Consider the following 25297-nt stretch of genomic DNA (forward strand, 5'->3'; position numbering starts at 1 on the left):
CGCATTTCTACAATCCTTTTCATGTCCCACCTCACCGTTTCCCTCGTTCAAACCGCGCTGCACTGGCATGATGCGGCAGCCAACCGCGCCGCCATCGCCCAGCACCTAAAGCAGCTGACTGGCCCCACTGACCTCATCGTGCTGCCTGAAATGTTCACGACCAGCTTCAGCATGGAAGCCCAAAGCCAGGCTGAGACTATGGCAGGCGCCACCGTGGCGTGGCTGCGCGAGCAGGCCGCCGCGCATCAGGCCGTGGTCACGGGCAGTGTCATTATTGAGGAAGACGGTGCTTACTATAACCGCCTGCTGTGGGTGCGCCCCGACGGCAGCCTGAGCTACTACGACAAACGCCATCTGTTCACGCTGGCCGGGGAGCAGCAGACGTACACACCCGGCCATAGCCGGCTGGTGGAAGAATGGCGCGGCTGGCGCATCTGCCCATTGGTGTGCTACGACCTGCGCTTCCCCGTCTGGAGCCGCAACCAGCCCGTAGCGCCCTACGACCTGCTGCTCTACGTGGCCAACTGGCCCGCCGTGCGCCGCACCGCTTGGATGACTCTGCTACGAGCCCGCGCCATCGAGAACGTAGCCTGCGCCTTGGGCGTGAACCGCATCGGCCAGGATGCACTGGGCCATGACTACGCGGGAGATTCGGCACTTATCGATGCCAAAGGCAATTATTTAGTTGAAATCAATGACCAGGCCGGCGTTTTCACTCACACCCTACACCGAGCTGATTTAGATGAATTCCGAGCCAAGTTCACGGCTCTCAACGACGGGGATGCGTTTGAATTGCTAAGTACTCAACCATCCTAGGCGTAGCAGCCCATCCTGCTGAGCGGAGCCGAAGCATGGCGGGCCGTTTGAGATAGCCACTGTTATTTAGTCATTTAAATAGCATGGAAACTAAAAGGCCCCGCTCCTCGGTCAGGAGCGGGGCCTTTTCACTCATCCTTATTATCATCGCACCAATAACCGTTGCACGGCAGCCGCGCCATCGGGGCCTTCGGCGCGCACCAAGTATACGCCGGCAGCCAGGCCAGTCAGATTTAGGGCGTGGCGACGCTGGGCACTGGAAGCGGCTTGCACCATGCGGCCGGTGAGGTCGAGCACGGTGAGGCGGGTTGGTTTGGCTGTTTCGACGGTAGCCGTGGCAGTGGCGGGGTTCGGATAGACGCTCATCGCCAATGCCTTGGCAGCACTTGCCTGGGTTGCGGTGGCTATTCGGTTGCGAGTGCTATAGCTGATAATTCCACCGGCCTGGGTGCCCACGAAGAGTTCAGGAGTTCCGTCCCCGTTCAGGTCGGCAGCGGCCAAGCCCAGGTGCGAATAAATTCCCAGCCCGAAGCGGGTAGGCTCATACACGCCAGTCGCAGAATTGTAGACCAGGTCGTTGCGCTCCGAAAAAATACCGGTCTGGGCGCGGTAGTTGGAGTAGAAGCGCAGGTAGCCGGTGGCATCACCCGTAACCAAATCGGGCTGGCCGTCACCATCAAAATCGGCTACTGTGGGACTCAGGCTGTAGGGCCGAATGCCCGTAGCTTCGCGGATACGCCCAAAGTCATTATCGACCAGCACGAACGCACTGTCCAGCGGTCCGCGACCCCGGTTGCGGAAGTAGCGTAGGCTCATTCCGGGTTCGCGGGGCTCATTGGTGCCGATGAGCAGGTCCACGTAGCCGTCATTGTCCACATCTGTGAAGCAGGGCATGTCGTGCTTAAAATAGGGAAGCACGCCCGTGCTGGGAGTGTAGGTAGTTGGAGTAGAGGTGGTGGCGGGACCCTGGGGCTTAAAGTAAACGGCATCGGTGGCGGCGAATGCTACCGGCTGGCCTACCGGGGCAGTATTGAGGATGTAATAGAGAAAGTTGGCTCCTCGGTCCCAGGCGCCGTAGGCCAAGTCCAAGGCGCCGTCGCGGTTCAGGTCAACCAGCGCCGGCTTAATGCCCTGCAGGTTTTGAGTGGAGAGGCCCAGGTAATCTCTGGTAACCAGCTCAAACACGGGCCGGGCGCGAGTGCCCACGTTGCGGTAGTACGTAAGGGTAGCACGGTATACATTGCTGACTCGGTCGGCTTGGTTGCCCACGAGCATATCTAGTAAGCCATCGCCGTCGATATCGCCGAACGTGGGCGCAGCGCCTTCGCTCACGTCAATCATGTCGCTCTGCAGGAAGCCGGCGGGGCGGTAAGTGAGAGCAGGCGCGCCGCTCGGGGCTGTATTCTCAAACAGCTGCACCGAGTTACGCAAGCTCACCAGGTCGGCCAGATTATTAACCATATTCGGGGCCACCACCAAGTCGGGGCGACCGTCAAAATTGGCGTCGAAATAGTAGCCGGCCGGAAAAACCGGTACGTTCACCGGCGTGGCGGCCGAGGGGAAGCTGGCGCTGATGCCGGCCTGTGTGACCACTGGGGCAGCAGTAGTGCCCTGATTGAGCAGGCGCGTGAGTTCGGGGCAATTATCGCGGCCATCGACTAGGTCCTGGTCGCCGTCGCCGTCGAGGTCGACCAGCAGCAGGCTGTGGCCACCGGTGTGAGTGGTTTTGGCGGCGGTGAAGCAGGGCTGGCCGTTGAACTTGTATTCGGCGCAACCGCCGCAGGCCTGCAGGCCACCCCAGTTGTCGGTGTTCAGACTGAAGGTGAGGGCGCTACCGCAAGTGCCAGGGCTGGTGTTGAGGTATTGCTCAATGAAAGACGCACTGATGAAATCATAGGTCATGATGTCGAGTTTGCCGTCGCCATTCACGTCCTGGATGGCAGGCAGATTGTAGCCCCCGATAGTCAGATTAGCGGTGCCCGAAAAGCTACCGGAAAACCGAATCTGACTGGTTGTCAGCTGAAACGTAATCTGACCACTGGTCAGCACGTTGCGAAACACCCGAATTTCGCCGCCGTTGGTGTAGCTGAACAGGTCGGGGCGGCCGTCGCAATCGTAGTCGCGCAGCAGGGCCCAAGCCTCCAGGTCACTCGGAAACAGGCTTTCGAACTGCGGGGCGTACTGCCAGCGGCGGCCGGCGGCAGTGCCCGGTGCGGCCACGCTCAGAAAAGTGTAGCAGCGGCGGCTCTCGTGGTCGAAGGCAAACAGGTCCTGCTGGCCGTCATTGTCTAAGTCGATGGCACTGAACTGTGGCGTATTGAAGCCCCCGGCCCAGGCATTGCGCAGGGTGTCAGCGCCGTGCACCACCTTGGCCGCCGGCCGGTATTCGAACCCAAACCCGGCCCCGGACTGAGCCCGTGCGGCGAAGGAAACGGCCAGCAGGGCCAGCAAGAAAGCGTAACGACGAAGCATGAGCACGAAATAGCTTGGGTGGTTGAAGAAAAAGAACTGGGCTTTCTACAAAAATCACGCCCACCTTTGCAGCAAGTTACACCTGATAAGTCACTTCGGTTCATGCCCACGCCGCTCTACTCTCATTACTTGGCTGCTGACGGCCACGTCAGCACCGATTCGCGCCAGCCCCAGCCTGGCACGCTATTTTTCGCCTTGAACGGCCCCAGCTTTCGCGGCGCCACCTTTGCCCCGCAGGCACTGGAAAAAGGCGCCCGCCACGCCGTAGTAGACGATGCTGCGCTGGCTGCCACCGACCCGGCCCGTTACACCTTCGCCCCGGACCCGCTCCTGGCCCTACAGGAGCTGGCCCGGCACCACCGCCAGCAGTTCCCCATCCCGGTGCTGGCCATCACGGGCTCGAATGGCAAAACCACCACAAAAGAGCTGCTTACGGCGGTGTTAGCCCAGAAATTTCGGGTGCTGGCTACTATCGGCAACCTCAACAACCATATCGGTGTGCCGCTCACGCTGCTGCGCCTGCGCGCTGGCGAGCACAACTTCGCCGTGATTGAGATGGGAGCCAACCACCGGGGCGAAATTGGTGCTTACTGCCAGTGGGCCGAGCCGACTCACGGCCTCATCACTAACATTGGTAAGGCCCATCTCGAAGGCTTTGGCGGCCCCGAAGGCGTGGCCCTGGGTAAGGGCGAATTATTTGATTACCTGGCCCGCACTGGCGGCACCGCATTCGTTAACACCCTCGATGCCAAATTGCCGACGCTGGCGGCGGCAGTGCCCACGCGCCTCACTTACCCCGGCCCGACCAATACCTACTCCGCTACCCTGCTGGCCGCCGACCCTGCGCTGGCCTTGCGCTTAGCCGATGGCACCGACGTGGCCGCCCAACTCACTGGTGACTACAACTTTCCCAACCTCGCCGCCGCCGCGGCCGTGGGCCAGCATTTTGGCGTGCCGACTGATAGCATCGCGCAGGCCTTGGCCGGGTACAACCCGCAGAACAACCGCTCGCAGGTGCTCCGCACGGCGGCCGGCAATGAACTGGTGCTGGATGCTTACAACGCTAACCCCAGCAGCATGAGTGCGGCCCTGCGCAGTTTCGCCAGCCGGCCAGGGGCCAACAATCAGAAGGTAGTGGTTTTGGGTGACATGTTTGAGCTGGGCCCCGACAGCGCCCAGGAACACAGCACCTTGGGGGACTTGGCCAAGTCCCTGGGCTTTGGCACAGTCCTGCTGATTGGCTCCGAGATGGCCAGCGCCTGGAACATGTGCGACCCGCAAACCACACATTATTTCCCCACCAAAGCCGAAGCGGCGGAGTGGCTGCGGCAGCACCCCCTGCGCAACCAGCAAGTGCTGGTAAAAGGCAGCCGCGGCATGGCCCTGGAAACGCTGGTGGAATTGCTTTAATCAATTAGCCACCAGCCACCAAAACAACCAAAATAACAAGGCTGTCATGCTGAGCGGGGCCGAAGCATCTCGCGTGCCACCACTGATTCAGTCGCGAGAAAAGGATATACTCTCCCACGTGAGATGCTTCAGCTCCGCTCAGCATGACAGCCTGCTTGGTGCGCTTAAATCAACTGCCACCTGTTAACAACTCAAAACGGGCTTACAAAATCCTTGAATTCCGGCAATTCGGCGTCTTTGCCGGAGACAAGTGGAGACACTTCGGTACCCCAATTGATATTCAAGTCAGCATCGTCCCAACGCAGGCCGCCTTCGGTGGCGGGGGCGTAATAGTCCGAGCATTTGTAGAGAAAAATGGTGTTGTCTTCCAGCGCCATGAAGCCGTGGGCGAAGCCGGCGGGAATGAAGAGCATGTTGCCGCTGGCGGCGTTTAACTCCACGAGTTGGTGCTGGCCGTAGGTGGGCGAATCCTTGCGCAAATCCACGGCTACGTCGAGGGCGCGGCCTTGGCCCACGCGCACGAGCTTGGCCTGGGCGTGGGGCGGGCGCTGGAAATGCAGCCCGCGCAACACGCCTTTTTTGGAATTGGACTGGTTGTCCTGCACCCAAGTGGCGTCGGCTCCGGCCTCGGCCATGAGGCGGGCGCTGAAGGTTTCGAAGAACACGCCGCGGTCATCGGCGAAGACGCGGGGAGTAAACTCGACTAGCCCGGCAAGGGGGTATTGCTTTATTTCCATCGGCACAAAGGTATAGCGCTAAAAAGAACCTTTCCACCCCGTGGAGCACAGATTTGGGTTTGCCGAGAATATTCCAACGATTAGCGGGACCGTACTTCGGCCACGGCGGTTAGGTATTCATCCAGCACCAGTTTCTCGTCGAACTTGGTTTCGGCGAGGCGGCGGCTGGCCTGACCCAGGCGCTGCAAGTCGGCTTCGGGAAGCTGAAGCACCTGAAGCATTTTGGCAGCTAAGTCCTTACCACTCCGCACCTGGCAGAGGTAACCGTTGTGGCCGTCGACCACCGTTTCGCGGCAGCCGGGCACGTCGGTTGTGACAAGAGGCTTGCCCACGGCGGCGGCTTCGAGCAGGGTTTTAGGAGTGCCTTCGCGGTAGCTGGGCAGCACCACGCAGTCGGCCTGGTGGAGATGGGCGGCCACGTCGTCGGAACGCCCCAAATACTCAATGTCGCCACTCTTGAGCCATTCTTCGAACGTGGCGCGAGGGACGCCTACGCCGCCCGCCTCGTCGAGGCCGCCAAGCAGTTGCACGCGGGTGCCCGGCACGGCAGCTCGGATACTTTTGGCGGCTTCGAAATACTCAACCACACCTTTTTCATACAGCACCCGTGCCACCATCAGAAACACAAACGGGGTTTGGCGCGCAAACTGCGCGGCCGGCCGGAACCGTTCGGTATCGACGCCCGAGCCGGGCAGTTGGCCGGTGATTTCCGGGCGCACCAGGCCGTGGTCGAGGAAGAGCTGCCGGTCGTCGCCGTTCTGGAAAAAAACCTTGTGCGGAAACCGGAAAGCAAAGCGGTAGAGACCCAGCGCTACCTTGCTCACGAAATTTTTAATAATAAACACAGTGCCCAAACCGCTCACGTTGTTGATGCTCGGGATGCCCGCCAGCCGGGCCGCGATGCTGCCGTAGATATTGGGCTTGATGGTATAGTGCAGCACTACGTCGGGCTTTTCGCGCTTGTAAATCTGGTAGAAGCGGAAGGTGAGCGCCGCGTCTTTCACCGGGTTGGTGCCCTTGTTTTCCATGAGAATGGGCACGAAACGACAGCCCAGCTCGGTTTCCAGGCGCTGGGAGTAGTCATCGGGCGGGGCAATGGCTATTACCTCGTGGCCGGCGGCCTGCAAGGCGCGCACGAGGCTGGCGCGAAAATTCCAAATATTCCAACTGGTATTAATAACGAGGGCGACGCGCAAGGGATGAGACAGGGAATAGTTAAATGATGAATCAGGCGCAAAGGTCGGCCTTACGGATTGTACTTGTTTCCGTTTGCCTCGCTCCTCAACTATTTCACCACCCCACCATTTCACCGATTCTGCTGGTACTTTGTGGCTCGATTGTGTGTTAGTACTGCCATGAACCTTCGACTTCCGGCGCTTTTGCTGCTCTTGCCGCTGCTGCCTCATTTCACCCTGGCCAAGCCGCTGCTGCCACCCGGCCAGGCCATTTTTCAAAAAAATTGCGCGCGCTGTCACGGTGCCAATGGCAAGCTTGGTCTTAACGGAGCCCACGACCTCACCAAGAGTAACCTTAACGTTTTTGGTCGTACTTATCTGGTGACTAAGGGCATGGGAAAGATGCCGGCTTTCGGCAAGGTGCTCACGCCAGAGCAGGTGCAGCAGGTGGTAGCCTACTCCCTTACATTGAAGTAGCTCGTACCAACAACTGTTGCCTCAGTCCTTCAGTGAGCCCTGACGTTTAGCTTTGGCGCATGCAACACCACCGGCCACTCCAACAGGAAGGCGTGCTCATGACCCCGAAGCCTAACCTATTGGAACCTGACCACCTTGGGAAGGCCGATGATTCCGCGTCGAGCCGCGGTGCCCTGGCCCTGATTATGCTGGCCAGCATTTGCCTGCTTCCTTTCCTGCGTCTGGCTTTTTGCACGCATCCTTACCTGGATGATTTTGTTCTGCCGAGCATGCTGCGCCAGCACGGGGTCTGGTCGCACACGACGACTGTCTACCTGACGTGGGGTGGTCGGTTTTCTGACTCTTTGATTACAGCGCTGCATCCCCTTGCCTGGGGCGAACTGCGGCATGTCAAACCCTTCGTCTTTGCTTTTATCGGGGCGTTCACGACGAGTGTGGTTTTCGCTGGCAACGCCATACTTTCCGGCACCGGCGTGCGCTGGGCTACTCGGTTGGCAACCGGCAGCGCGGTGCTCGCCCTCTTTTTGCTAATGCTGCCCAGCCCAACGGAGGCTTTTTACTGGTTAATCAGTGCGCTGTTTTACATGGGCGGCGGGGTGTGCTGCTTCGTCTTGCTGGGCGTCATCGCCTTGCTTCAGCAACGCCCGCGAGCAACCTGGTTGTGGGCCGCGGCAGGCTTATTGTCCTTCTTTGCCCCAGGCTTTACCGAAATGATAAGTTGCGGTGTACTGGCGCTCCTGCTCGTGCTGGTGACCCAACTACTCCGGGGCCAACTCACGAGAAGAGAGCAGCTGGTGCTGCTGATGGCGGTGCTGGGCGCCGCTGCGGCCACGGTGGCGCCCGGCAACTTTGTCCGGCAGGCAAGTGCGCACCCCTTGCCCGTGATGCAAAGCGTGGTGCAAGCGATGGCTTCTCTGGCTTATACTGTGCTGAGTTGGCTCAGCAATGGCATTATCTTATTGATTTCACTGCTCATAGCTCCTGCGCTGCAACGCTTAGTACGCGAGCCTCTACTCCCGCTGGCCCGTCTCACCAAGCGCACTTGGCTATGGCCTACCTGGGTGCTGTCCACGCTGTTTCTTTGCTACCTCTTCTCTCACTTGGCCGTTGGCGGCCCCCCGCCATCCCGGGCCCGCAACTTATTATTTGCCTTCTTTTTAGTTGGGTGGTTCATGTCCCTGGCCGGCATTCTTGCCAATAGAAACCGCCACCACCGACCACTGTCGCCCCTGCCCAGCTACGGCCGTGCCGTGCTGCTCGGAGTCTTGGCCCTGCTGATGGTTACGGACCACAATTTCAAGCTACACCGAAGCCAGATTGGCACTCCCAGCAACAGCGTGGCGCAGGCTTACCACGACTGGCTGAGTGGTGACGCCGCCCGCTATGACCGGGAAGAGGAAGCCCGGTATGCCCTTATCCGAAGCACTACAGCCGACACTGTTGAAGTCGCACCGCTTAGCTTGCAGCCCGTTACGTTGGTCTGGTGGGACATTTCAACCAATGGGACGTTGTGGGGCAACCGCGCTTACGCCGCTTACTTTCATAAGAAAGTCATTGTAGTGAGGCCATCCCTCACCAAATAGTTCTGCATGATTGGTTTCGGCAGACGAACCCGAGATGCTCAGCCATGAAATTGCGATGGCCAAAAACCCTGAAAAAACGTTTGCTTTTACGTTGGAGCCTCAATTAGGCAAAATGCTCTCATTGCCTCATCAGCTGACCCCTTATTTCTTACCATGGCAACTACTCAATCCGGCGGCCGCAAGCCCGGCAACAGCACCCGCCACCCCGGCGCCACCGACGGCGTGAAAGGCCGCGCCGGTCGCATCCTGGCCAAATCGGCCGACAACGGCACCTACGAAACCGCTAAAGAACACGAAACTGCCGTGCTCGTGGCCGTGCCCCCGCGCCGCCAAAGCGACGCACAAACCACTGAATATCTTGACGAGCTGGCTTTTCTAATTGAAACTGCTGGGGCTACCGCCACCAAGCGCTTCGTGCAGCGCCTCGAAAAGCCCGACATCCGCACCTATGTGGGCGAAGGCAAGCTGGCCGAAATCAAGGCCTACGTGCAGCACGAGGGCTCCAGCATGGTGGTGTTTGATGACGACCTCTCCCCTTCCCAGCTGCGTAACCTGGAAGCCGAGCTCAAGGTAAAAATTGTGGACCGCTCACTGCTGATTCTTGACATTTTTGCTCTGCGCGCCAAGTCGGCTACCGCGCGTACGCAGGTGGAACTGGCCCAGTACCAGTACCTGCTGCCCCGCCTCACCGGCCTCTGGACTCACTTGGACCGGCAGCGGGGTGGCGTAGGCACCAAAGGCCCCGGCGAAACGGAAATCGAAACCGACCGCCGCGTGGTACGCGACCGAATTGCCTTCCTTAAGGAGAAGCTTGAAGACCTCGACAAGCAAAGCCACACCCAGCGCAAAAGCCGCGGTGGCCTCGTGCGCGTGGCCCTGGTAGGCTATACCAACGTGGGCAAAAGCACCTTGATGAACGTGTTGGGCAAGGCCGACGTGTTTGCCGAAAACAAGCTATTCGCTACCGTAGATGCCACCACGCGCAAAATCGTGCTCGATAATAATCCCTTCCTGTTGTCCGACACGGTTGGGTTTATCCGCAAGCTACCCACCCGCCTCATTGAGAGCTTCAAGAGCACGCTCGATGAGATTCGCGAAGCCGACCTGCTGCTGCACGTGGTGGATATTTCGCACCCTGGCTTCGAGGAGCAAATTCAGGTGGTGAATGATACGTTGGCCGACATCGGCGCGGCCGATAAGCCGGTGCTGTTGGTATTCAACAAAATAGACCAGTACAAGCCCGACGATTCGGAGCACGACCCTTTCGGTGAAGTGCTGGCAGCCGAGGACGACGGCACGGCCCCGCGCCCGCCACTGGCGCAACTGCAAGCCACGTACATGGCCAAGCTGCACGACCCGGCGGTGTTCATCTCGGCCCAGGAGCGCACAAACCTGGAGGAATTGCGCGAGTTGCTCGGCAAGCGCGTGGCCGCCCTCCACCAGCAGCGGTATCCTTACCAAACGACAGTGAGCGAGTAAACAGTGAAGCAGTGAGTTTGACAGCTTACTTTGGCAATTCAAACTCACTTCCTCACTAATCTACTATTTCACTAGCTTCCCATTTAGAAGCGAAGCAGCCGCAAATAGCTTTTTCGCGTAAGGGAGCAAATTGGTCTACAAAGGACCGTGGTTTACTATGCGTTATTCCCTAATTTTTCGGGTTGGACTGCTTGGAGCAGTGTTAGTTAAGACGGCCGGGGTAACGCACGCGCAGGTGTATCCGCCCGCCGCGCCTACTGCTCACGATACAGCCAGCAACGAAAGCCACCTAAGCGACAAGCAAAAATTCGCTAACCCTTCGGTGTTGGGCATGGGGCCGAGCAAGGGCGTAATTGTGCGCTACGAGCGGATGCCGCGCTTCAGGGTAACGTCGTCGGCGCGGGTAGCGGGGCTGAATGATTTCAGTACCGATGCCACCAAAAATGCCCGACTATCTATTAAAGGCTACATCCCGGCCTGGAACCACCCTCACCTCAAGGTCATTGTGGGCCTGAGCTACGAGCGGGAAGAATTTCAGTTCGCGCAACTGCCTACCACCTACGAACTCTACGACAACATCGAAAACAAGGGCCTGAAAAGCACCGCCGCGCAGATTGCCGTTATCCGGCCAGTCGATGACGTGCACTGGTACCTGGCCCGTTTGAAAGGCGAGCTGAGCGGCGACTATACCTCCAATGAGCTTACCCGCTCCGATTATCTCCGCTTTACGGCCGAAGCTCTGTACGGCTGGAAGCGCAACCCGAACTTCTCCTGGGGCGTGGGCTTTCAGTACGGCTACACGTTTGGGCGGCTCAGCTTTTACCCAGCCGTTGTTTACAACCGCACCTTCAACAGCCATTGGGGTGTGGAAGCACTGGCCCCCGCGCGCATTACGCTACGTTACAATGCCTCGCAAAACTCGATTTTTTACGCCGGCTATACCGTTGATGGCTACAACTACATTGTGAGCCTGAGCCGTATCCCCTTGGAGCGCAAAAGCCCCGATGGCAGCACCGACCTCAGCAAAACCCCACTCCGCACCCTGGAATTGCGCGAAACTGAAGTGAAGTTCCGCCTGCGCTGGGAGCATGAGCTGTTCAGCTTCCTGTGGGTGGGCGCTGAGGGCGGCTACCGCTACAACTACGCCTTCGACGCCTTTGACCGCACCAACGCCGACCGCGAAAAAATCATTGATTCGCAGCTCAACGGCGCCCCCTACGCCAGCCTGGAGCTGTTCCTAACCCCTCCGCGCAAGCTGCTCGAAAAATCCGGCGTCCGCCGCTAAGTAAGTAGGTTCGCCACATCTGGCGTCTCTACGGCAACACGCGGATAACGAAGTTCTTCAGCGGATTCTTTTTGATGATGGTGACCAGCTGACCGTTGGCGTATTGGTACTCATCTTCGCGGCCGTCGCGCCGGGCGCGGCAGGTGTTATTAGCACTAGGGCTGAGGGTGAAATAATCGCCGAAATATTCGGCGTAAGCTTTGGTATGAGCACCCGGCTCGCCGAAGAAAAGATTAGTAACGGCGTAAGTAATGGGCTGCTTTTCGGTAGCCTGGTAGTGGTGCTTGTACTGATCGGCCCGGATGTCATAGTGGTCACCCTTCCACTCAGCGCGCGACGCAAAATCGCCCTGGTTGGTGTGGGCTACCACCGTCGAAAGCTGGAGCTGCCCATTACGGAACTGGTTGTTAACCTGGTAGTAGATTTTGAGGTGATAGAACAGAAAGTTCACCTTCACGTCGCTCACCAGGGTGTAGAGCACGTCGGTACCCGCCTGCGGCTGCCGGGTGGCCGTCATGGTTCCCACCCGCACGCCAGCTACTTCGATGGCGTATTTACGCGTTTCCGCAGCCTCGGCTTTGGGTACCTGCGCCCACAAACCCAAGGGCAGGCAAATCAGGCAAAACAGAACAAGCCTGATGATTACGAAGTGGCAAACACCACAACAGTCATTCAGAGCGGGGCGAAGCATCCTGCCCAGGTAAGTAAGCCAACGAGCCCATGAAAATGCTCCGCTCCCTTCCACAGAACGCACTGCCCTTTCGCAGAGCTTGCTTATTCCGCTCGTCTCACTGCGGGGCTCACTGCTCATTCAGCTGCCAGTTGTAGTCGAGGTAGGAAATCTTGGTTTTGTTGTCAATCTTGGTGGTGGAGTACTTGTTGACCCAGTTGGCAACGGACTGACCGTTACTGGTCCAGTCGCCCTTGTACCAGTCGAAGTATTTGGAAAGCTGCGCGGTTTCTTTGCCAGGCTTGTTTTTGGTCGGATTGTTCAGGAAATCGCGGCCCTGGTCGTCCAGCTGGCGTTCGAGCTTGTCGGCAGTATAGGCTTCGTTGCGCAGGCGCGGGCAGGAGATGGACGCGCACACCAGCGCAAAATGGATGCGCGGGTCGTTGTACTTTTTGCGCAGCGTACCGTGCTCAATGTTGTCCAGACTCATCTTGGTACCGCCGATGCTGAAAAACTTCGACGCCCAAGGCGTGGTCACGAACGGAATCTGGATTTTCGTGCCAATGTCCTTGATGCTTTGCACCGGGTAATGGTTCAGAATGAGGCGAATGGTGTAGGCGTTGTAAGCGTTAATCCAGTAGGCCATCTGCTGGCCCTTGCTCCAGCTGGCGGCCGGCGGGTTTTTATTTAGCAGGTCGAGGTATTGGTCAAAGGTCTTTTCGTCAGCTTTAAACCCCTTGTAATTGACCAGCCCTTTGTCGTTGACGTATTTTTTTAGCAGCTTATCGTAGGCGCTGTGGTCGATGCCCACTGCGGCAGGGGGAGTGACGGCGGGTGCCTTGTCGGCCGCCCGGACTACTTTGGGTACTATAAAGGCGATGAGGGCTACCAGGCCAACGCACAAAGCCAGAATGGGAAGGGGCATTACTTTCATAATTTCAGAAGATGGCGGAATGTACGAGCGCGGGCCGCAAAAAAGATTTTCGAGGGCTAAACGTTCCTCCTTATGTTTTCAATAATAGTAGCCATTCCTCTCCAAACCTTACAGCGCGACGCGGTACCTTATTGCGACGCCCCAGCTGGAAGCAGTGCTCAGGGAGGTCTGATACGTGTTCATGACAAAGCATTAACTCCTTTCGCTCCTCGCTGTTAATTTTTTAACTGCCCTGCACGAGAAGCCAAAGTCCGTCGTAAGTATGAGCGTGGGCAGTCGCGGAGCCGGTACTGCCCATGCCAGTGGTGGCGCTTCCTGACAAGAGTCAGCTACTGTGGCCCCAACAAGGAACCTGGCCCGCTCAAAAACGCCGTTCAATGACTCTTAGTGTTATCATCCCTACTTATAATGAAGCCCACAACATCGGCTACTTGGTAGAAAGCCTGCGCCGATACGTCCCCCCGGGCTATTTGGTTGAAATTCTGGTAGTGGATGCCAACAGCCCCGACGGCACAGCCGAGGCGGCCCGGCGAGCGGGGGCCACGGTGCTGCTGGCTCCCCAGCCGGGCCGCGCCGCGCAGATGAACCATGGCGCCCGGCACGCCAGCGGCCGCATTTTTTACTTCGTACATGCCGACGTGAGCGTGCACCCCGACTACGTGACCACCATCGAGCAGGCCGTGGCGCGGGGGCACGAAGCGGGCTGCTACCGGTTTCGGTTCGACTCCGCGCATCCGCTGCTCCGCATCAACAGCTACGGCACTCGCTTTCGGGGCCTGATGAGCCGGGGGGGCGACCAGACGCTGTTCATCACCCGCGCCCTGTTTCAGCGGCTGGGCGGGTTCAATGAGCGGTTCGTCATTATGGAAGACTTCGAAATCATCATCCGAATCAGGCGGGTAACGCCATTTTTTATTGTTCCACAGGATGTCGTCGTGTCGGCCCGCAAGTACGAAACCAACAGCTGGCTACGAGTACAAATAGCTAACCTGACTGCCTTTGCCCTGTTTTTCCTGAAGGTATCGCCGGTTCGCATTGCCCGCACCTACAAAGCCATGCTCAACTACTACTGATGCCGGCTACCGTTCTCGTTACCGGCGCCAACGGCTTTCTGGGTCGGCACATCGTGGCCGAGCTACTGCGGCGCAACTACCGGGTGCGAGCCCTCATCCGACCGCAAACCGCCACCTCTGGTGCAGCCCTGTCGCCTCTGGCTACGCTGCCCATTGAGTGCTGGGTGGGCGACCTCAGCCAGCCCGCCACCGTGGCCGGCGCGGCCGACGGCTGTGCGGCCATCATCCACGCCGCCGCCCTGGCCCAGGTGAACCCGGCGCGCAACCCGGCGGCGTGGGCCGTGAACCTGATCGGCACCGAAACCATGCTGCAACTGGCCCAGCGCGCCGGGGTCCGGCGGTTCGTGTACGTGGGTACTGCCAATGTCTTCGGCTTCGGTACCCAGACGCAGCCCGGCGATGAAACCCGGCCCTACGCTGGCCACCGCTACGGGCTCGACTACATGGATAGCAAGCGGGCAGCCACCGACGCGGTGCTCCGCGCCGTGGCGCAGCACCGCCTGCCAGCCGTACTCGTGCATCCCACGTTCATGCTCGGGCCCGGCGATGCCAAGCCTACTTCCAACGCCCTGCTGCTGGAGCTGAGCCGCGGGCAACTACCCGGTTACCCGGCTGGGGGCAAAAACTACGTGCACGTGCAGGATGTAGCCGTGGCTACGGTAAATGCCCTCACCCAAGGCCGAATCGGGGAATCCTACATTCTGGGAAATCAGAACCTGAGCTACCGGGAAGCCTTCGAGCTGATGGCTGGCCTCATGGGCGTACGCCCCCCGCGCTGGCCCATTCCACCGGCCCTCGCCCGGCTCTACGGGGCGGCCTGCGACCTGAAAACCCGCCTGACCGGCCGCCCGGCATCGCTCAACGCCGCCATGACGGCCGTGGCGAACGATGGCCACTACTTCAGCGCACAAAAAGCTATTGTCGAACTTGCTTTGCCCCAAACGCCGTTGGAGCAAGCCGTTCAGGAAGCTTTTGCCTGGTTTAAAGCTCACCACTATGTTTGATTCAAACCCGGTTTCGGAGGCCTCCGCCGGTAGCGCCCGGGCCTTGCCCCGGCAACCGCTGCCCGCGCCAAACAGTGGCCCATTCGCGGGTAAGGTGGCCATTATCACTGGCTCAGAATCGGGTATTGGCCGGGAAACCGCCCGGGCCTTATGCGCTCAGGGGGCGGCCGTGGTCCTCAATGGCCGCAATGCCGAACGCCTCGAACAAACCCGCCTCACCTTCGCGGAAGCCGGATTCATGGTGACCAGCTGCCGGGCCGACGTGACGTGCTATGCCGACTGCGAACTCCTGGTTGAGGCCGCCATTCAGGCCTTTGGCCGGGTCGATATTCTGGTTACCAACGCGAGCATTTCGATGCGCGCCTACTTCGCCGACATGCAACCCGACGTGTTTCGGCAGGTGCTGGACAGCAACGTGTACGGTTCGGTGTACCCGCTCAAGGCTGCTCTGCCGCACCTCACCCAAACGCGCGGCAGCGTGACGTTCATCTCATCTATATCCGCCCTGAATGGCATGCCCAGCGGCTCGGCCTACTGCGCGGGCAAAGCGGCCGTGGCCAACCTGGCTCACACGCTCCGGCTCGAACTGGCGCATACTGGCATTCATTTCGGTGTGGTCCACATCGGCTTCACTCAGAATGACGCCGATAAGCGCGTGCTCGACGCGGCCGGACAGCCCGTGCCCATCGCGCACCGCCCGCCGCGCTGGCAAAAAACCCAGGCCGAGGTAGCGGGCATTATTCTGCGGCACATCCGGCGGCGGCGGGAGCGCACGGTTATTTCGGCGTTGGGCCGGCTCATCGTGCTCGTGCACACCTATTTTCCCCGGCTAGGCGATTGGATAGTGCTGACAACCACCCGGCGCCTGCGCCATTTTTACGAGTGATATAGGGAGTAAGCAGGCGCGTGTAAGGCGAGATGCGGAATAGCCGCGTAGCGGCGACAGGTTTTTAGCAGACAGCTACTTCGCTCCTTATAGCAGGAAGCTTGTGGGCAGCTTACTTCGCAGGCGGAACTTCCGCCCGCTGGCTTATCTTCCCACTCCAACAGCTAGACTTTTCTATGGCCTCCGCCCCCATCGACGTGCGAAGCGAGTTGCACGAGCTAATTGATACGATTCAAAATCAGTCGGTTTTGCAAGCAGTTTACACCTTGCTGGCTGCGCAACGGCAAGCTACTCTGCCTCCGGTCGTACTCGGCGGAGAAGAAGCCGCGGCGGTAGCGGAGGGAATCCGTCAGCTTGACGCTGGCCAAGGCATACCCCACGAACAGGTTATGGCCGATATCTGGGCTAAATATGGACGCTAGTCGTGGCTATAATCTGGACACCGAGGGCAAATGCTGATTACCGTAAGCAAGTAAAATGGTTGGAAGAAAACCGTGACACACGGACTGTACTACGCTACCTGCATGAAGTAGCCACCGCGATTGACCGTATTTCTTCGCCCAATGCCGTACAGTACTAAGCCGTAGCCGGCCACCCAAACACGTACCGCTACCTGCTGAACCAGTTCACTGCGCTATACTATCGGATTTCTGATGAGAACGTAGAGTTAATCACGTTTTTTGACACGAGGCAAAGCCCCGGCAAGCTCCAATTACCGTAGCTACTTGCTGCGCTGCCGCTTCTTCGCCCCCTTCAGCCACGCATAAGTAGCTTCTTGTACCCGCAGCGGCTTCTCCCCTTCCGTGGGCAGGATGAAGTTATTCTCAAAGTCGCGGGCCTTCACGTTGTCGTGGCGGTGCAGGTCGAGCAGGTGCCGGATTTCAGCACGCAGGCCTTCATCCAGCATCGGGAAGGCTACTTCCACGCGTCGGTCGAGGTTGCGGGTCATCCAGTCGGCGGAGGCGACGAAGACTTTTTCCTGGCCGCCATGGGCGAAAACGTACACCCGGCTGTGCTCCAGGTAGCGGTCGACGAGGCAGCGCTGGCTGATGTTTTCGCTGAAGCCGGCCTGGCCCGGCACCAGACAGCCGATGCCCCGCACGATGAGTTCGACCCGCACCCCGGCTTCGCTGGCGGCGTAGAGCTTGGCTATCATGCCGTGGTCTTCCAGGGCATTCAGCTTGAGAATAATGTAAGCTTCCTTGCCCTTTTTGGCCTGCTTGATTTCGTAGTCAATCAGCGTATTGAGGCAGGACCGCAGACCGAATGGCGCCACGAGCAAGTGCTCCAACGTGGGCGTCACCGATTGGTCGCGGAGGTAGCCGAACACGGCGGTGGCTTCGCGGGTCAGGCGCTCGTCGGCCGTGAACAGGCCGTGGTCGGTATACAGCTCGCTGGTGCTTTCGTTGAAGTTGCCGGTGCTAAAGTAGGCGTACTGACGGGTGGTATCGTTGGCCTCGCGGCGGGCAATGAGCAGCAGCTTGGCGTGGCATTTCAGCTCAGGCGGCGTGAAGATGACGTGCGCGCCGGCCCGCTGCAGCTTGTCGGCCCAAAACAGGTTGGATTCCTCGTCAAACCTCGCCTTCAGCTCCACCACGGCCGTAACCTGCTTGCCGCGCCGGGCCGCCTTGAGCAGGGCTTTCACCACCGCGCTCTTGCTGGCCACTCGGTAAAGGGTGATGCTGATGGCCGATACCTGGGGGTCGATGGCGGCTTCGCGCAACAGGCGCGTTACGCTGTCGAAGCTCTCGTAGGGTGGATGCAACAGGTGGTCGCGCTGGCTAATGGCAGCCAGCAGGCTGCCCGTGCGCGGCAGCGTGGGGTGCGGCAAGGTCGGCCGTGGGGGGTAACGAAAGCTGGGCTCGTCGAAACTCGGGAAACCGAAGAAGTCGCGGAAGTTGTGGTAGCGGCTCCCCTCTACCAGCTCCTCGTCGCCAATACCGGTTTTCTGCTTGATGGCCCGCAACGACTCCTTCGGCATCTCCGGGTCGTACAGCATCCGGGCCGGAAAGCCGGTTTCCCGCTTGGACAAGCTGCTGCGAATTTTCTCCATCAGGTCGCCCGAAACTTCTTCTTCGATGTCCAGCTCGGCATCGCGGGAGAGCTTAACGGCGTGCACCGCCACTTGCTCGTAGGCAGGAAAAAGCGCCGCGGCGCCCACGCGCACCACGTCGTCCAGGAACAGGACGTACCGCTCCTCGCCTTCATCGGGCAGGCGCACGAAGCGGCCGCCGTGGCGCTTGGTGGGCAGCTCCATTATCAGTACCCGCTCGGCATCGATGCGGGCTTTGGGGTCGCGAGGCTGGCTGAGAAAGAACGTGAGATACACAGCCTGATCCTTCAGGAAAAGGTGGTGCAGGCCGTCATCGAGCACCACCGGCGAAAGCAGGTTGCGGACTTTCTCCTCAAAATACTGGGCCGTCCACTCGCGCTGAGAGGCCGTAAGCTCGGCTTCGCTCAGCAGGTGAATGTGGTGGGCATTCAGCGCGGGCAGTAGCTGCTCCCGAAACGTAACCCCAAACTCCTCTTGCTGCCGGTGCACCTCGGCCAGCACTTCGCGCAACTGCCGCTTGGGCCGCTCGCCGAGCTTGGCCCGGGTCTTCTTTTTGAGCTTCACCAACCGCCGCAGAGTGGCCACCCGTACCTTAAAGAACTCGTCGAGGTTGCTGCTGAAAATGGCCAGGAACTTGAGGCGCTCCAGCAACGGCACGGTCGGGCTCTGGGCCTCTTGCAGCACGCGGGCGTTGAAGCGCAGCCAACTCAGGTCGCGGGAAAGAGTTTTCATTGGAGGAGAAGGAAGAAGGGATGAGGAAGAAGGCCGAAAGCCCACACTCCCCTCCTTACCAAGGAGGGGATGTTCGAACCAAAGGTTCGAACGGGGGTGGTTGTGGCGTCGAACTTCGTTTGTGGGCGTTGAACAATGGCGTTAGAATCGTTTGACCATCATCGTTTGGCCATCGTTCAACGCTCACAAACGAAGTTCAACGAAGCTAACCACCCCAATTTCAGCTTCGCTGAAATGTCCCCTCCTTAGTAAGGAGGGGAGTTGAGGTTCTTGTTGCCTTGCTTAGCTCACGTTTCGCGGATAGTCATAGAAGTAAAACTCCGCGTTTACCTTGCTCACCTCGGCCCAATGGTCGCACTCGAAACGCAGGCATACCACGGCGGCCGTGGGCATCTCATTCAGCACCGATGGTGATAATTCATTGACGGTGTCGGTGAGGGTAGGGTTGTGGCCCACTAGCAGCACCGAGCCCGCCGAATCGGGTAAGCTGCGGATGATGGCGAGCAAGCCATCCACATCAGCCGCGTAGATGCCGGGCTCAACCGTGATTTTTTCGTGCGAGTACTTCATCTCACGAGCCGCCAGTACGGCGGTACTCATGGCTCGCACCGCGGGCGAGCTTACGACGAGGTCGGGGCAAATGTGGCGCTTAGCCAGGGCCTTACCGATGGTAGGGGCATCTTCGCGGCCCCGGTCATTGAGGGGGCGTTCCTGGTCGCTTAGCTCATCAAAGCTCCAACTGGATTTGGCGTGGCGAAGGAGATAAAGGGTTTTCATACGGCGAATCTAACGGGGTTTCGCTTACCTCGGGTGTTGTGAAAAGGTTATGTCGAAAGCATCGCCTCCTTGACTTCCCCGGCCGGGGTTTCTTTCCTGCCGGCTGCCAGGGCCTGGCCGGAGCCTTCAGCGGGCTTCGCCATCTCGGTTAGCAGTCCGTAGCGGCTGCGTAGCTGGGCGGCTGACTAACCCGGCCCGCATCCCGGCTAGCTTACCAGCGGGCCGGGTCAGCCGCGCTTTAGCGTTTGTCCGTACATTTGAATCCTCTGATTCTTCCACCTTTCCTGTTTCCATGTCCGGTTCTACCCCTTTTCCCGGAGGAAAATCCCGTGGCCCACTTCGCCGCGTTCTGGCCGTAGGCGCGGGGCTGCTGGGCCTCGTAGCACTACTGCAATGCTCGCAGGAGCCCAAGCCCGCCCGCGACCTGAGCGAGGGCGCCCCGCCCAAAGACGGCGAGTTACGCTTCGATGAGCGTTACCTCGATTCGCTTAGTGCACCTCCCAGTACCTATAGCGCCCGCACCTGGCGCCAGTTGGCCATCCGACACCAACTAGCCCGACTCGAAATGGCAAGCCGGCCCTTTCCCCCCGACCTTCAGAACGATTCAGTGTCTGAGCGAGTCGAGGCGGGAGGGCCAGTGGTCAAGTTTCCAAACGAGGCAGCGAGCCTAGCCGACATCTATCACCGTATCGACTCCCTTAAAGTCCTCGAAGGCCTGCCTGTCACTCCGCATCCCCCCTCAAATCTCTAATTCTCCCGCCCCATGCAGATTAAATCTGTTCATTCTCCCAGAGGAAAATCCCGTGGTCCCTTTCGCTTCTTAGCCGTAGGTGCGGGGCTACTCGGGCTCGTAGTCATGTTCCAATGCTCGCAGGAGCCCAAGCCTGCCCGCGACTTAAGCATGGCGGCCCCGCCTAAAGACGGCGAGCTACACTTCGATGAGCGCTACCTTGACTCGATTAGCGGCCCTCCTAGTTCGTTCAGCGCCCGCACTTGGCGCGAATTGGCCATTCGCCATCAGTTAACCCGGTTGAAACTCGCAAGAATACCTCTGCCATCCGGCGTCCCAGACGATTCGGTTTCTGAGCAAGCTGAATTAGATGGGCCAGTCGTCAAGTTCCCCAACGAAGCTGCCAGCTTAGCCGACATCTATCGCCGCATCGACTCTCTTAAAGTGCTCGAGGGCCTGCCCGTCACCCCACATCCCCCACTTAAACCTTTTACCTCGCCCCATCATGCACGTTGAATCTGCCCACTATTACGAAGCCGTCTTCAAAGACTTTCCCTTCACCGGGATGCTGCAAACATCCATTCCCAGCCTGGGCACCTACTATGATGGCCTGCGCATCCCCGACTTGCTCCTAACTACGCGCTGGCGCCCAGACGCCAAAGGGAATTTGGTTGGCAACTCTCGTTTTATACGCTTCACCTTTCAGACCGATGGTCCTAGCGATGCGGAGTTAAATTTCCCACACTCTGCGCTGCAACTCAAAGTCATTAATCAAATCTGTCGATTTGATGTGACCATGGACGTCGTTTTTGGCGCCGGCGTTGTAAACAAGAAAGGCGGCAGCCTTATGGCCAATCTGGGCCTCGAAAAAATCGTCAAGGGCGGCATAGAGGGAAACGTGGAAGGCAGCCAAGAAGCCCCCGGCACCAAAACCATACTGCACGCAAACTTTGAAGGCCTGCTTAATGCAAAAGAGCGTACCCTAGAAGTGTGGGGACAAATGACGGGTGGTGCCAGCCAGCACCGGAGCTACTAGGCTTCTGCCTCACCTTGCCAGCTAGCACCGCACGTTGCTGGCTTTGACTGGGTGCGGTGCTCTAAATACTGATGCCATAGCGCAAAGAGCCCCCTGCTTTTGTTGAAAAGGCAGGGGGCTTTTCGTGTTGGCTGGCCCTCTCCTGTGTCACAAGCCGAGTTGGGAGTACGCTAGTTGTTTGAAAATGCTAGCCAAGCTAGGGCATTGTTTAAAACGCGCGTGCGAGACGAGGATGAAGATGGCGAACAGGGAAAATAATGCGAGCTGGCACCTGGAAGGCGGCTCGCCAGGTTCGGCGCAGTCAACAAGGGCTAAGCAAAAAGTTTGTGGACTATTCTTTAGTTTTGCAAAAACAATCCACGCTTTTTCGCTTAAATCTGTGGATTATTTTTGCAAAACTAAAGAATAGTCCACCGTTTTTCCTGCTTCCTTTGCCACGTCGCCCGCGCTCTTCCCCTCATTTCGTGGCCCACATCCGGGCTTGGTTTGGCCTGCACCTGGATGAGTTGGCCTTGTACCTGGGCGTGAGTAAGTCCCTGATTCATGCCGTCGAACTTGGGCAGCGCACCCTCACGCCCGCCGTGAACACGGCCTTGCTGCCGCTGCTGCTCTTGCTGCCCCCGCCCAAAGTGGTGGCCGCCGCCGAAGCCGCGGCCCGGGCCGAAGCCGAGCCCAGGCCGCTCCCGAAGGCTTACACCCGCTTAGCACCCGCCCTGCCGCCGGGCACCCCGCCGCCCGATGCCGACGAGCTGGATTTTCGTCGCCGCGTGTGCCAGCAGCAGGCGGCCCGGGCCCTGGCGCAGGCGGCGGTCCTGGCCCGGCAGGCCCGCGTGGCCGCCCGCTGGGCCGCCGCGCTGCCCGCCCTGCTGCCGCCCGACCCCGACGACCCCAACAGCGCCCCCCTGCCGGACCCCGACGACCCCACGGCCCCACCAGCGGCCCGTGCCCTGGCGGCAGCCCTGGCCCTGGCCGCCGACCCCGACGACCCCACCCGCGCCCCCGCGCACGCCCGCTGGCTCCGCAGCTGGCTGGCCTGGCGGGCGCGACCCCTGTCCCCTGCGGACGTCACGCGCTACCAGCACCTCCGTGCCCGCGCCACCGGTCTGCTGGCCGAAGCCGCCGCGCTGGAGGCAGGCGGCTTACTTTGATTGCAATCAATTTTAATCTCGATTGTAAAATATTTTTATAAAAACAAAAAATCATCATGTAATGCAACTGCTGGCGTCTACATTTGCCTCCCTCAGTGGGCAGTCGCCCGCGCTTTTCACCTTCCCAACCCCTTTTTTATGGTTTTGAACATCCCCCTAAATCTGACCCTGGATTTTACGTCGCTCGACACCTGGGCAAAATGCGATAAAGCCACAGAGGAAGTCACGTTTGAGCGCAAATCATTCACCGTCCGCGATGCCAGCATCGACCTGGCCGACGAGCGGGCCGACCGCAGCCAGGCCAGCGGCATTGCCGCCCTGGCCAAGAAAGACGGAGAAATTCTGAGTACCCAGAACCTCTTGGCCACGGCGGGCCTCACCCCCGAAGCCCGGCAAGACACGGCCGATGAGTTGGAACTGCTCCAGGCCCAGCGCAAGCAGATTGTGAAGCGTAACCGCCAGACGTCCGGCACGGCCTCCTTCCTGGCCGACGTGGACGCCGGACAGGTCGAAAGCCAGGTAGCGGTGCTTACGGCCGTGCTCGATGGCATTGCCACCCAGCGCGCCACGCTCAGCGCCTAGCCCCCCGTTTCGTCCTGATTGCCACGCCGCCCGCTGCCCCGCAGTGGGCGGCGTTTTATTTTGCAGCCGGGCAGGTGGAGCGCAAACTCATTCAGAATTTTATTTACAACAGATAGGATGGATACCTACAAAAAAAGCTCCGACCAACTGGCCGGAGCTTTTTTTGTAGGAAGGTCTTGGCTATACAGCCAGGGCCTTCCTAATCATCGTGCGTAGCGCATTTTTAAGTGGCGCTACGGGCTTACCGCTTCTCGAAGCGCTGATGCGTGGTCGTGTGGCAGTCACTCACATCTAACAGATAAGTGCCCGTCTTTAGCGAGGAGATGTTGAGCTGGCCATTGCCTTCCAGGTGCAGGCCGCGCACTTCGCGGCCGGTCAGGTCACGCACGTGCACGGTGAATGGCTCCTCGGAGTCGGCATTCAGCGGCCGGGCAATTTTCAGCACCTCCGTGGCCGGGTTTGGGTACACCGTGTACTGGTCGGCCGCACGGTTGAGCGTGCCTTCGCGAGTTGTGGCAATAGCATTACTAGTTACCGTGATGCTGTAATCTTCCGTTTCGCCATAGTTGTAGTTGCCGCAGCTACTTATGTCACTGAAGTCGCTCAATACGACGCGCAGACGGGTTTTGCCAATTTTGGCGGCGGCCGGTACCGTGAAGGTGCCCGTGCGGGTAGCCGTACTGTTGCTGCCCGGAGCCGATACCACCAGTTCATTGGCATCGGTGAACACGCCGTTCTGGTTCCAGTCGGCGTACACTTTCACGTACTCCGTGTAAGCCTGATCGAGAAATCCCGCCGAGAAGCTGATGGTTTGCGACGAGCCTTGAGCTACGCTCGTGCTCAGTGCGGTGCCGTCGTAGTAGCCCCCATCAGCCCCCGAAGTGCGGTTGATGCTGCCCAGCTTCACGAGGTCAAGGTGTTCATTTGCCCCTGCAAGGGCACCCCTGCTGGCGCAATACGTAATGGGAGGGGGGGTGCTACTGGGCTGCCCGCCTTGAGAGGTAAGTAAGCTGGCGCGGGCACCGCCCGTAGCAAACAAGGCGTTTATGCGCGTGCTTTGACCGGTTGTGAACATGAACATGGCACCGTCATCCACATAGTCCATATAGTTCATAAACATGTCGCCGTTAGGACCGTTCGAGCAGGATACGCGCGGGAACGTAGGCTTGCCCCTGTTTTCCGCACCTTGGTTGGGCGTGTCAGATACCAGGTCTGAGCCGGTGCAAGCCCCTTTATCATCACCCCAGATATGGCGCAGATTCAGCCAGTGCCCCACTTCGTGGGTAGTGGTGCGGCCCAGGTTGAAGGGTGCTACCGCTGAGCCCCCTTTACCAAATACCGCAGTCTGAATTACCACACCATCCAGGGCCGCCGGACTCCCGGGAAACGTCGCATACCCCAACAAATCGTCTGACATCGTGCACACCCAGATATTGAGGTACTTGCTGGTATCCCAGGGGTCCAAACCACCGTCACTGCTGCGCTTCATATAGTCATAGTACGCACCATTCACTGGGTTTATCGCCGGCCAGCTATTCCTCGTAGTTGACTTCCGCTCGATACCGGTAGTAGTGAAACCCCCAGGTGTACGCTTGGCCAAGACAAAGGCAATGTTTACGTTGGCAGCCAATGAAGCAAAGGCAGCAGGTACCTTGGTCGCGTCGGCATTCAGCTTTTGATAGTCTTCGTTGAGCACCGCAATCTGCGAGGCAATCTGAGCGTCGGAGATGTTCTGAACCGTGGTGTTGTAGAGCACGTGCACTACCACGGGAATGGTCACGGTAACGGCGGTGGAGCGCTGGGCTGATTTGTCGGGCTGTTTGGCGTATTCCAGGGCCTGATTATTGATTTTCGCCAGGCGCTGAGCCAGGGCTGGGTCGGCACGCATCTGGGCTTCCAAAAGCTCCATGCTGCCGCACGTGCGGCGGGCCGGCGCCTGGGCATTAGCGGGGGTGGACGCCNCCGGCGCCTGGGCATTAGCGGGGGTGGACGCCAGCCCCAGGCCTAGAAGCCCCAGTGCTACTGCGTAAATAGTTTGTTTCATCTTAAGAAAAATTGGTTGATTGTTGAAAATAGAATAGGCCGGCAAGCTATCAAGCGTTTTGCAGTAATGCTAACACGCACCCCGTTTTAGCTGTTAATTTTTCAATAATTATCATTTTTAAATAAAAATACCATAACAATAGACAAATATCACGTTGATGACGGCTTGCTTGAGGATGTCGACATAGATGCCGC

Annotated in this window: 23 protein-coding genes; 15 read left to right on the plus strand and 8 right to left on the minus strand. The window is 59.1% G+C overall.

What is annotated here, in order from left to right:
• The first annotated feature begins 21 nt into the window (after nt 1-21).
• On the plus strand, nt 22-816 hold the full coding sequence (locus WX88_RS13590) for an amidohydrolase (RefSeq protein WP_046244917.1): 795 nt from the start codon (nt 22-24) through the stop codon (nt 814-816).
• A 144-nt stretch (nt 817-960) separates the two neighbouring features.
• On the opposite strand, the gene WX88_RS13595 is transcribed toward WX88_RS13590, so the two are convergent.
• Nucleotides 961-3288 (minus strand): T9SS type A sorting domain-containing protein, encoded by a 2328-nt coding sequence (locus WX88_RS13595; RefSeq protein ID WP_046244918.1) that lies wholly within the window; start codon nt 3286-3288, stop codon nt 961-963.
• Between the two features lie 102 nt (nt 3289-3390).
• On the opposite strand from WX88_RS13595, the gene WX88_RS13600 reads away from it, so the two are divergent.
• Entirely contained in the window at nt 3391-4698 is a 1308-nt protein-coding gene (locus WX88_RS13600; protein ID WP_046244919.1) for a UDP-N-acetylmuramoyl-tripeptide--D-alanyl-D-alanine ligase, read from the plus strand.
• Nucleotides 4699-4889: 191 nt separating this feature from the next.
• On the opposite strand, the gene rfbC is transcribed toward WX88_RS13600, so the two are convergent.
• Both rfbC and WX88_RS13610 read right to left on the minus strand, forming a co-directional pair.
• Nucleotides 4890-5435, minus strand: coding sequence for a dTDP-4-dehydrorhamnose 3,5-epimerase (gene rfbC / locus WX88_RS13605; protein WP_046244920.1), 546 nt, complete (start codon nt 5433-5435; stop codon nt 4890-4892).
• An 80-nt stretch (nt 5436-5515) separates the two neighbouring features.
• Nucleotides 5516-6631 carry a glycosyltransferase family 4 protein gene (locus WX88_RS13610; protein ID WP_046244921.1) on the minus strand — a complete coding sequence of 372 codons (1116 nt, stop codon included), beginning with the start codon at nt 6629-6631 and terminating at the stop codon, nt 5516-5518.
• Nucleotides 6632-6790: 159 nt separating this feature from the next.
• Between WX88_RS13610 and WX88_RS13615 the strand changes: the two genes are divergently transcribed.
• The 4 genes from WX88_RS13615 to WX88_RS13630 all read left to right on the plus strand — a co-directional run bounded on the left by WX88_RS13615 (nt 6791) and on the right by WX88_RS13630 (nt 11434).
• Nucleotides 6791-7087 (plus strand): c-type cytochrome, encoded by a 297-nt coding sequence (locus tag WX88_RS13615; protein ID WP_046244922.1) that lies wholly within the window; start codon nt 6791-6793, stop codon nt 7085-7087.
• Nucleotides 7088-7146: 59 nt separating this feature from the next.
• Nucleotides 7147-8670 carry a DUF6056 family protein gene (locus WX88_RS13620; RefSeq protein WP_046244923.1) on the plus strand — a complete coding sequence of 508 codons (1524 nt, stop codon included), beginning with the start codon at nt 7147-7149 and terminating at the stop codon, nt 8668-8670.
• A 153-nt stretch (nt 8671-8823) separates the two neighbouring features.
• A complete protein-coding gene (hflX, locus tag WX88_RS13625; RefSeq protein WP_082116029.1) occupies nt 8824-10149 on the plus strand; it encodes a GTPase HflX in 1326 nt (441 codons plus the stop codon).
• A 157-nt stretch (nt 10150-10306) separates the two neighbouring features.
• Nucleotides 10307-11434 (plus strand): DUF6268 family outer membrane beta-barrel protein, encoded by a 1128-nt coding sequence (locus tag WX88_RS13630; protein ID WP_156176115.1) that lies wholly within the window; start codon nt 10307-10309, stop codon nt 11432-11434.
• A gap of 28 nt (nt 11435-11462) precedes the next feature.
• Here WX88_RS13630 and WX88_RS13635 read toward each other — a convergent pair whose 3' ends face one another.
• Nucleotides 11463-12125 carry a DUF6134 family protein gene (locus tag WX88_RS13635; protein WP_231590702.1) on the minus strand — a complete coding sequence of 221 codons (663 nt, stop codon included), beginning with the start codon at nt 12123-12125 and terminating at the stop codon, nt 11463-11465.
• Nucleotides 12126-12234: 109 nt separating this feature from the next.
• The gene (locus WX88_RS13640) at nt 12235-13038 is read right to left on the minus strand and encodes a DUF547 domain-containing protein (RefSeq protein WP_072053012.1); all 804 of its coding nucleotides are present in this window, start codon (nt 13036-13038) and stop codon (nt 12235-12237) included.
• Nucleotides 13039-13415: 377 nt separating this feature from the next.
• Here WX88_RS13640 and WX88_RS13645 point away from each other — a divergent pair, with 377 nt between their 5' ends.
• The 4 genes from WX88_RS13645 to WX88_RS13660 all read left to right on the plus strand — a co-directional run bounded on the left by WX88_RS13645 (nt 13416) and on the right by WX88_RS13660 (nt 16423).
• A complete protein-coding gene (locus WX88_RS13645; RefSeq protein ID WP_046244925.1) occupies nt 13416-14111 on the plus strand; it encodes a TIGR04283 family arsenosugar biosynthesis glycosyltransferase in 696 nt (231 codons plus the stop codon).
• Nucleotides 14111-15115, plus strand: coding sequence for an NAD-dependent epimerase/dehydratase family protein (locus WX88_RS13650; RefSeq protein ID WP_046244926.1), 1005 nt, complete (start codon nt 14111-14113; stop codon nt 15113-15115). Before WX88_RS13645 ends, WX88_RS13650 begins: the two co-directional genes overlap by 1 nt.
• Entirely contained in the window at nt 15108-16001 is an 894-nt protein-coding gene (locus tag WX88_RS13655; RefSeq protein WP_046244927.1) for an SDR family oxidoreductase, read from the plus strand. The genes WX88_RS13650 and WX88_RS13655 overlap by 8 nt, the downstream gene beginning before the upstream one ends.
• A 176-nt stretch (nt 16002-16177) precedes the next feature.
• On the plus strand, nt 16178-16423 hold the full coding sequence (locus tag WX88_RS13660; protein ID WP_156176116.1) for a hypothetical protein: 246 nt from the start codon (nt 16178-16180) through the stop codon (nt 16421-16423).
• Between the two features lie 299 nt (nt 16424-16722).
• Here the strand turns inward: WX88_RS13660 and ppk1 are convergent, their stop codons facing one another.
• Nucleotides 16723-18786 (minus strand): polyphosphate kinase 1, encoded by a 2064-nt coding sequence (gene ppk1 / locus WX88_RS13665; protein ID WP_046244929.1) that lies wholly within the window; start codon nt 18784-18786, stop codon nt 16723-16725.
• 282 nt (nt 18787-19068) lie between these two features.
• Nucleotides 19069-19563 carry a SixA phosphatase family protein gene (locus tag WX88_RS13670; RefSeq protein ID WP_046244930.1) on the minus strand — a complete coding sequence of 165 codons (495 nt, stop codon included), beginning with the start codon at nt 19561-19563 and terminating at the stop codon, nt 19069-19071.
• Nucleotides 19564-19855: 292 nt separating this feature from the next.
• On the opposite strand from WX88_RS13670, the gene WX88_RS13675 reads away from it, so the two are divergent.
• The 5 genes from WX88_RS13675 (at nt 19856) to WX88_RS13690 (ending at nt 23059) form a co-directional block, all read left to right on the plus strand.
• On the plus strand, nt 19856-20314 hold the full coding sequence (locus WX88_RS13675; RefSeq protein ID WP_046244931.1) for a hypothetical protein: 459 nt from the start codon (nt 19856-19858) through the stop codon (nt 20312-20314).
• 105 nt (nt 20315-20419) lie between these two features.
• The gene (locus WX88_RS30060) at nt 20420-20809 is read left to right on the plus strand and encodes a hypothetical protein (protein ID WP_156176117.1); all 390 of its coding nucleotides are present in this window, start codon (nt 20420-20422) and stop codon (nt 20807-20809) included.
• Nucleotides 20799-21329, plus strand: coding sequence for a hypothetical protein (locus WX88_RS13680; protein ID WP_046244932.1), 531 nt, complete (start codon nt 20799-20801; stop codon nt 21327-21329). The genes WX88_RS30060 and WX88_RS13680 overlap by 11 nt, the downstream gene beginning before the upstream one ends.
• A 431-nt stretch (nt 21330-21760) precedes the next feature.
• Nucleotides 21761-22477 (plus strand): hypothetical protein, encoded by a 717-nt coding sequence (locus WX88_RS13685; protein WP_156176118.1) that lies wholly within the window; start codon nt 21761-21763, stop codon nt 22475-22477.
• Between the two features lie 138 nt (nt 22478-22615).
• On the plus strand, nt 22616-23059 hold the full coding sequence (locus WX88_RS13690) for a hypothetical protein (protein WP_046244934.1): 444 nt from the start codon (nt 22616-22618) through the stop codon (nt 23057-23059).
• 241 nt (nt 23060-23300) lie between these two features.
• Here WX88_RS13690 and WX88_RS27655 read toward each other — a convergent pair whose 3' ends face one another.
• Entirely contained in the window at nt 23301-25103 is a 1803-nt protein-coding gene (locus tag WX88_RS27655) for a GEVED domain-containing protein (RefSeq protein ID WP_156176120.1), read from the minus strand.
• Nucleotides 25104-25297 lie beyond the last annotated feature (194 nt).

The sequence above is a fragment of the Hymenobacter terrenus genome (genome assembly GCF_000972495.1).
In the GTDB taxonomy this organism is placed as follows: Bacteria; Bacteroidota; Bacteroidia; order Cytophagales; family Hymenobacteraceae; genus Hymenobacter; species Hymenobacter terrenus.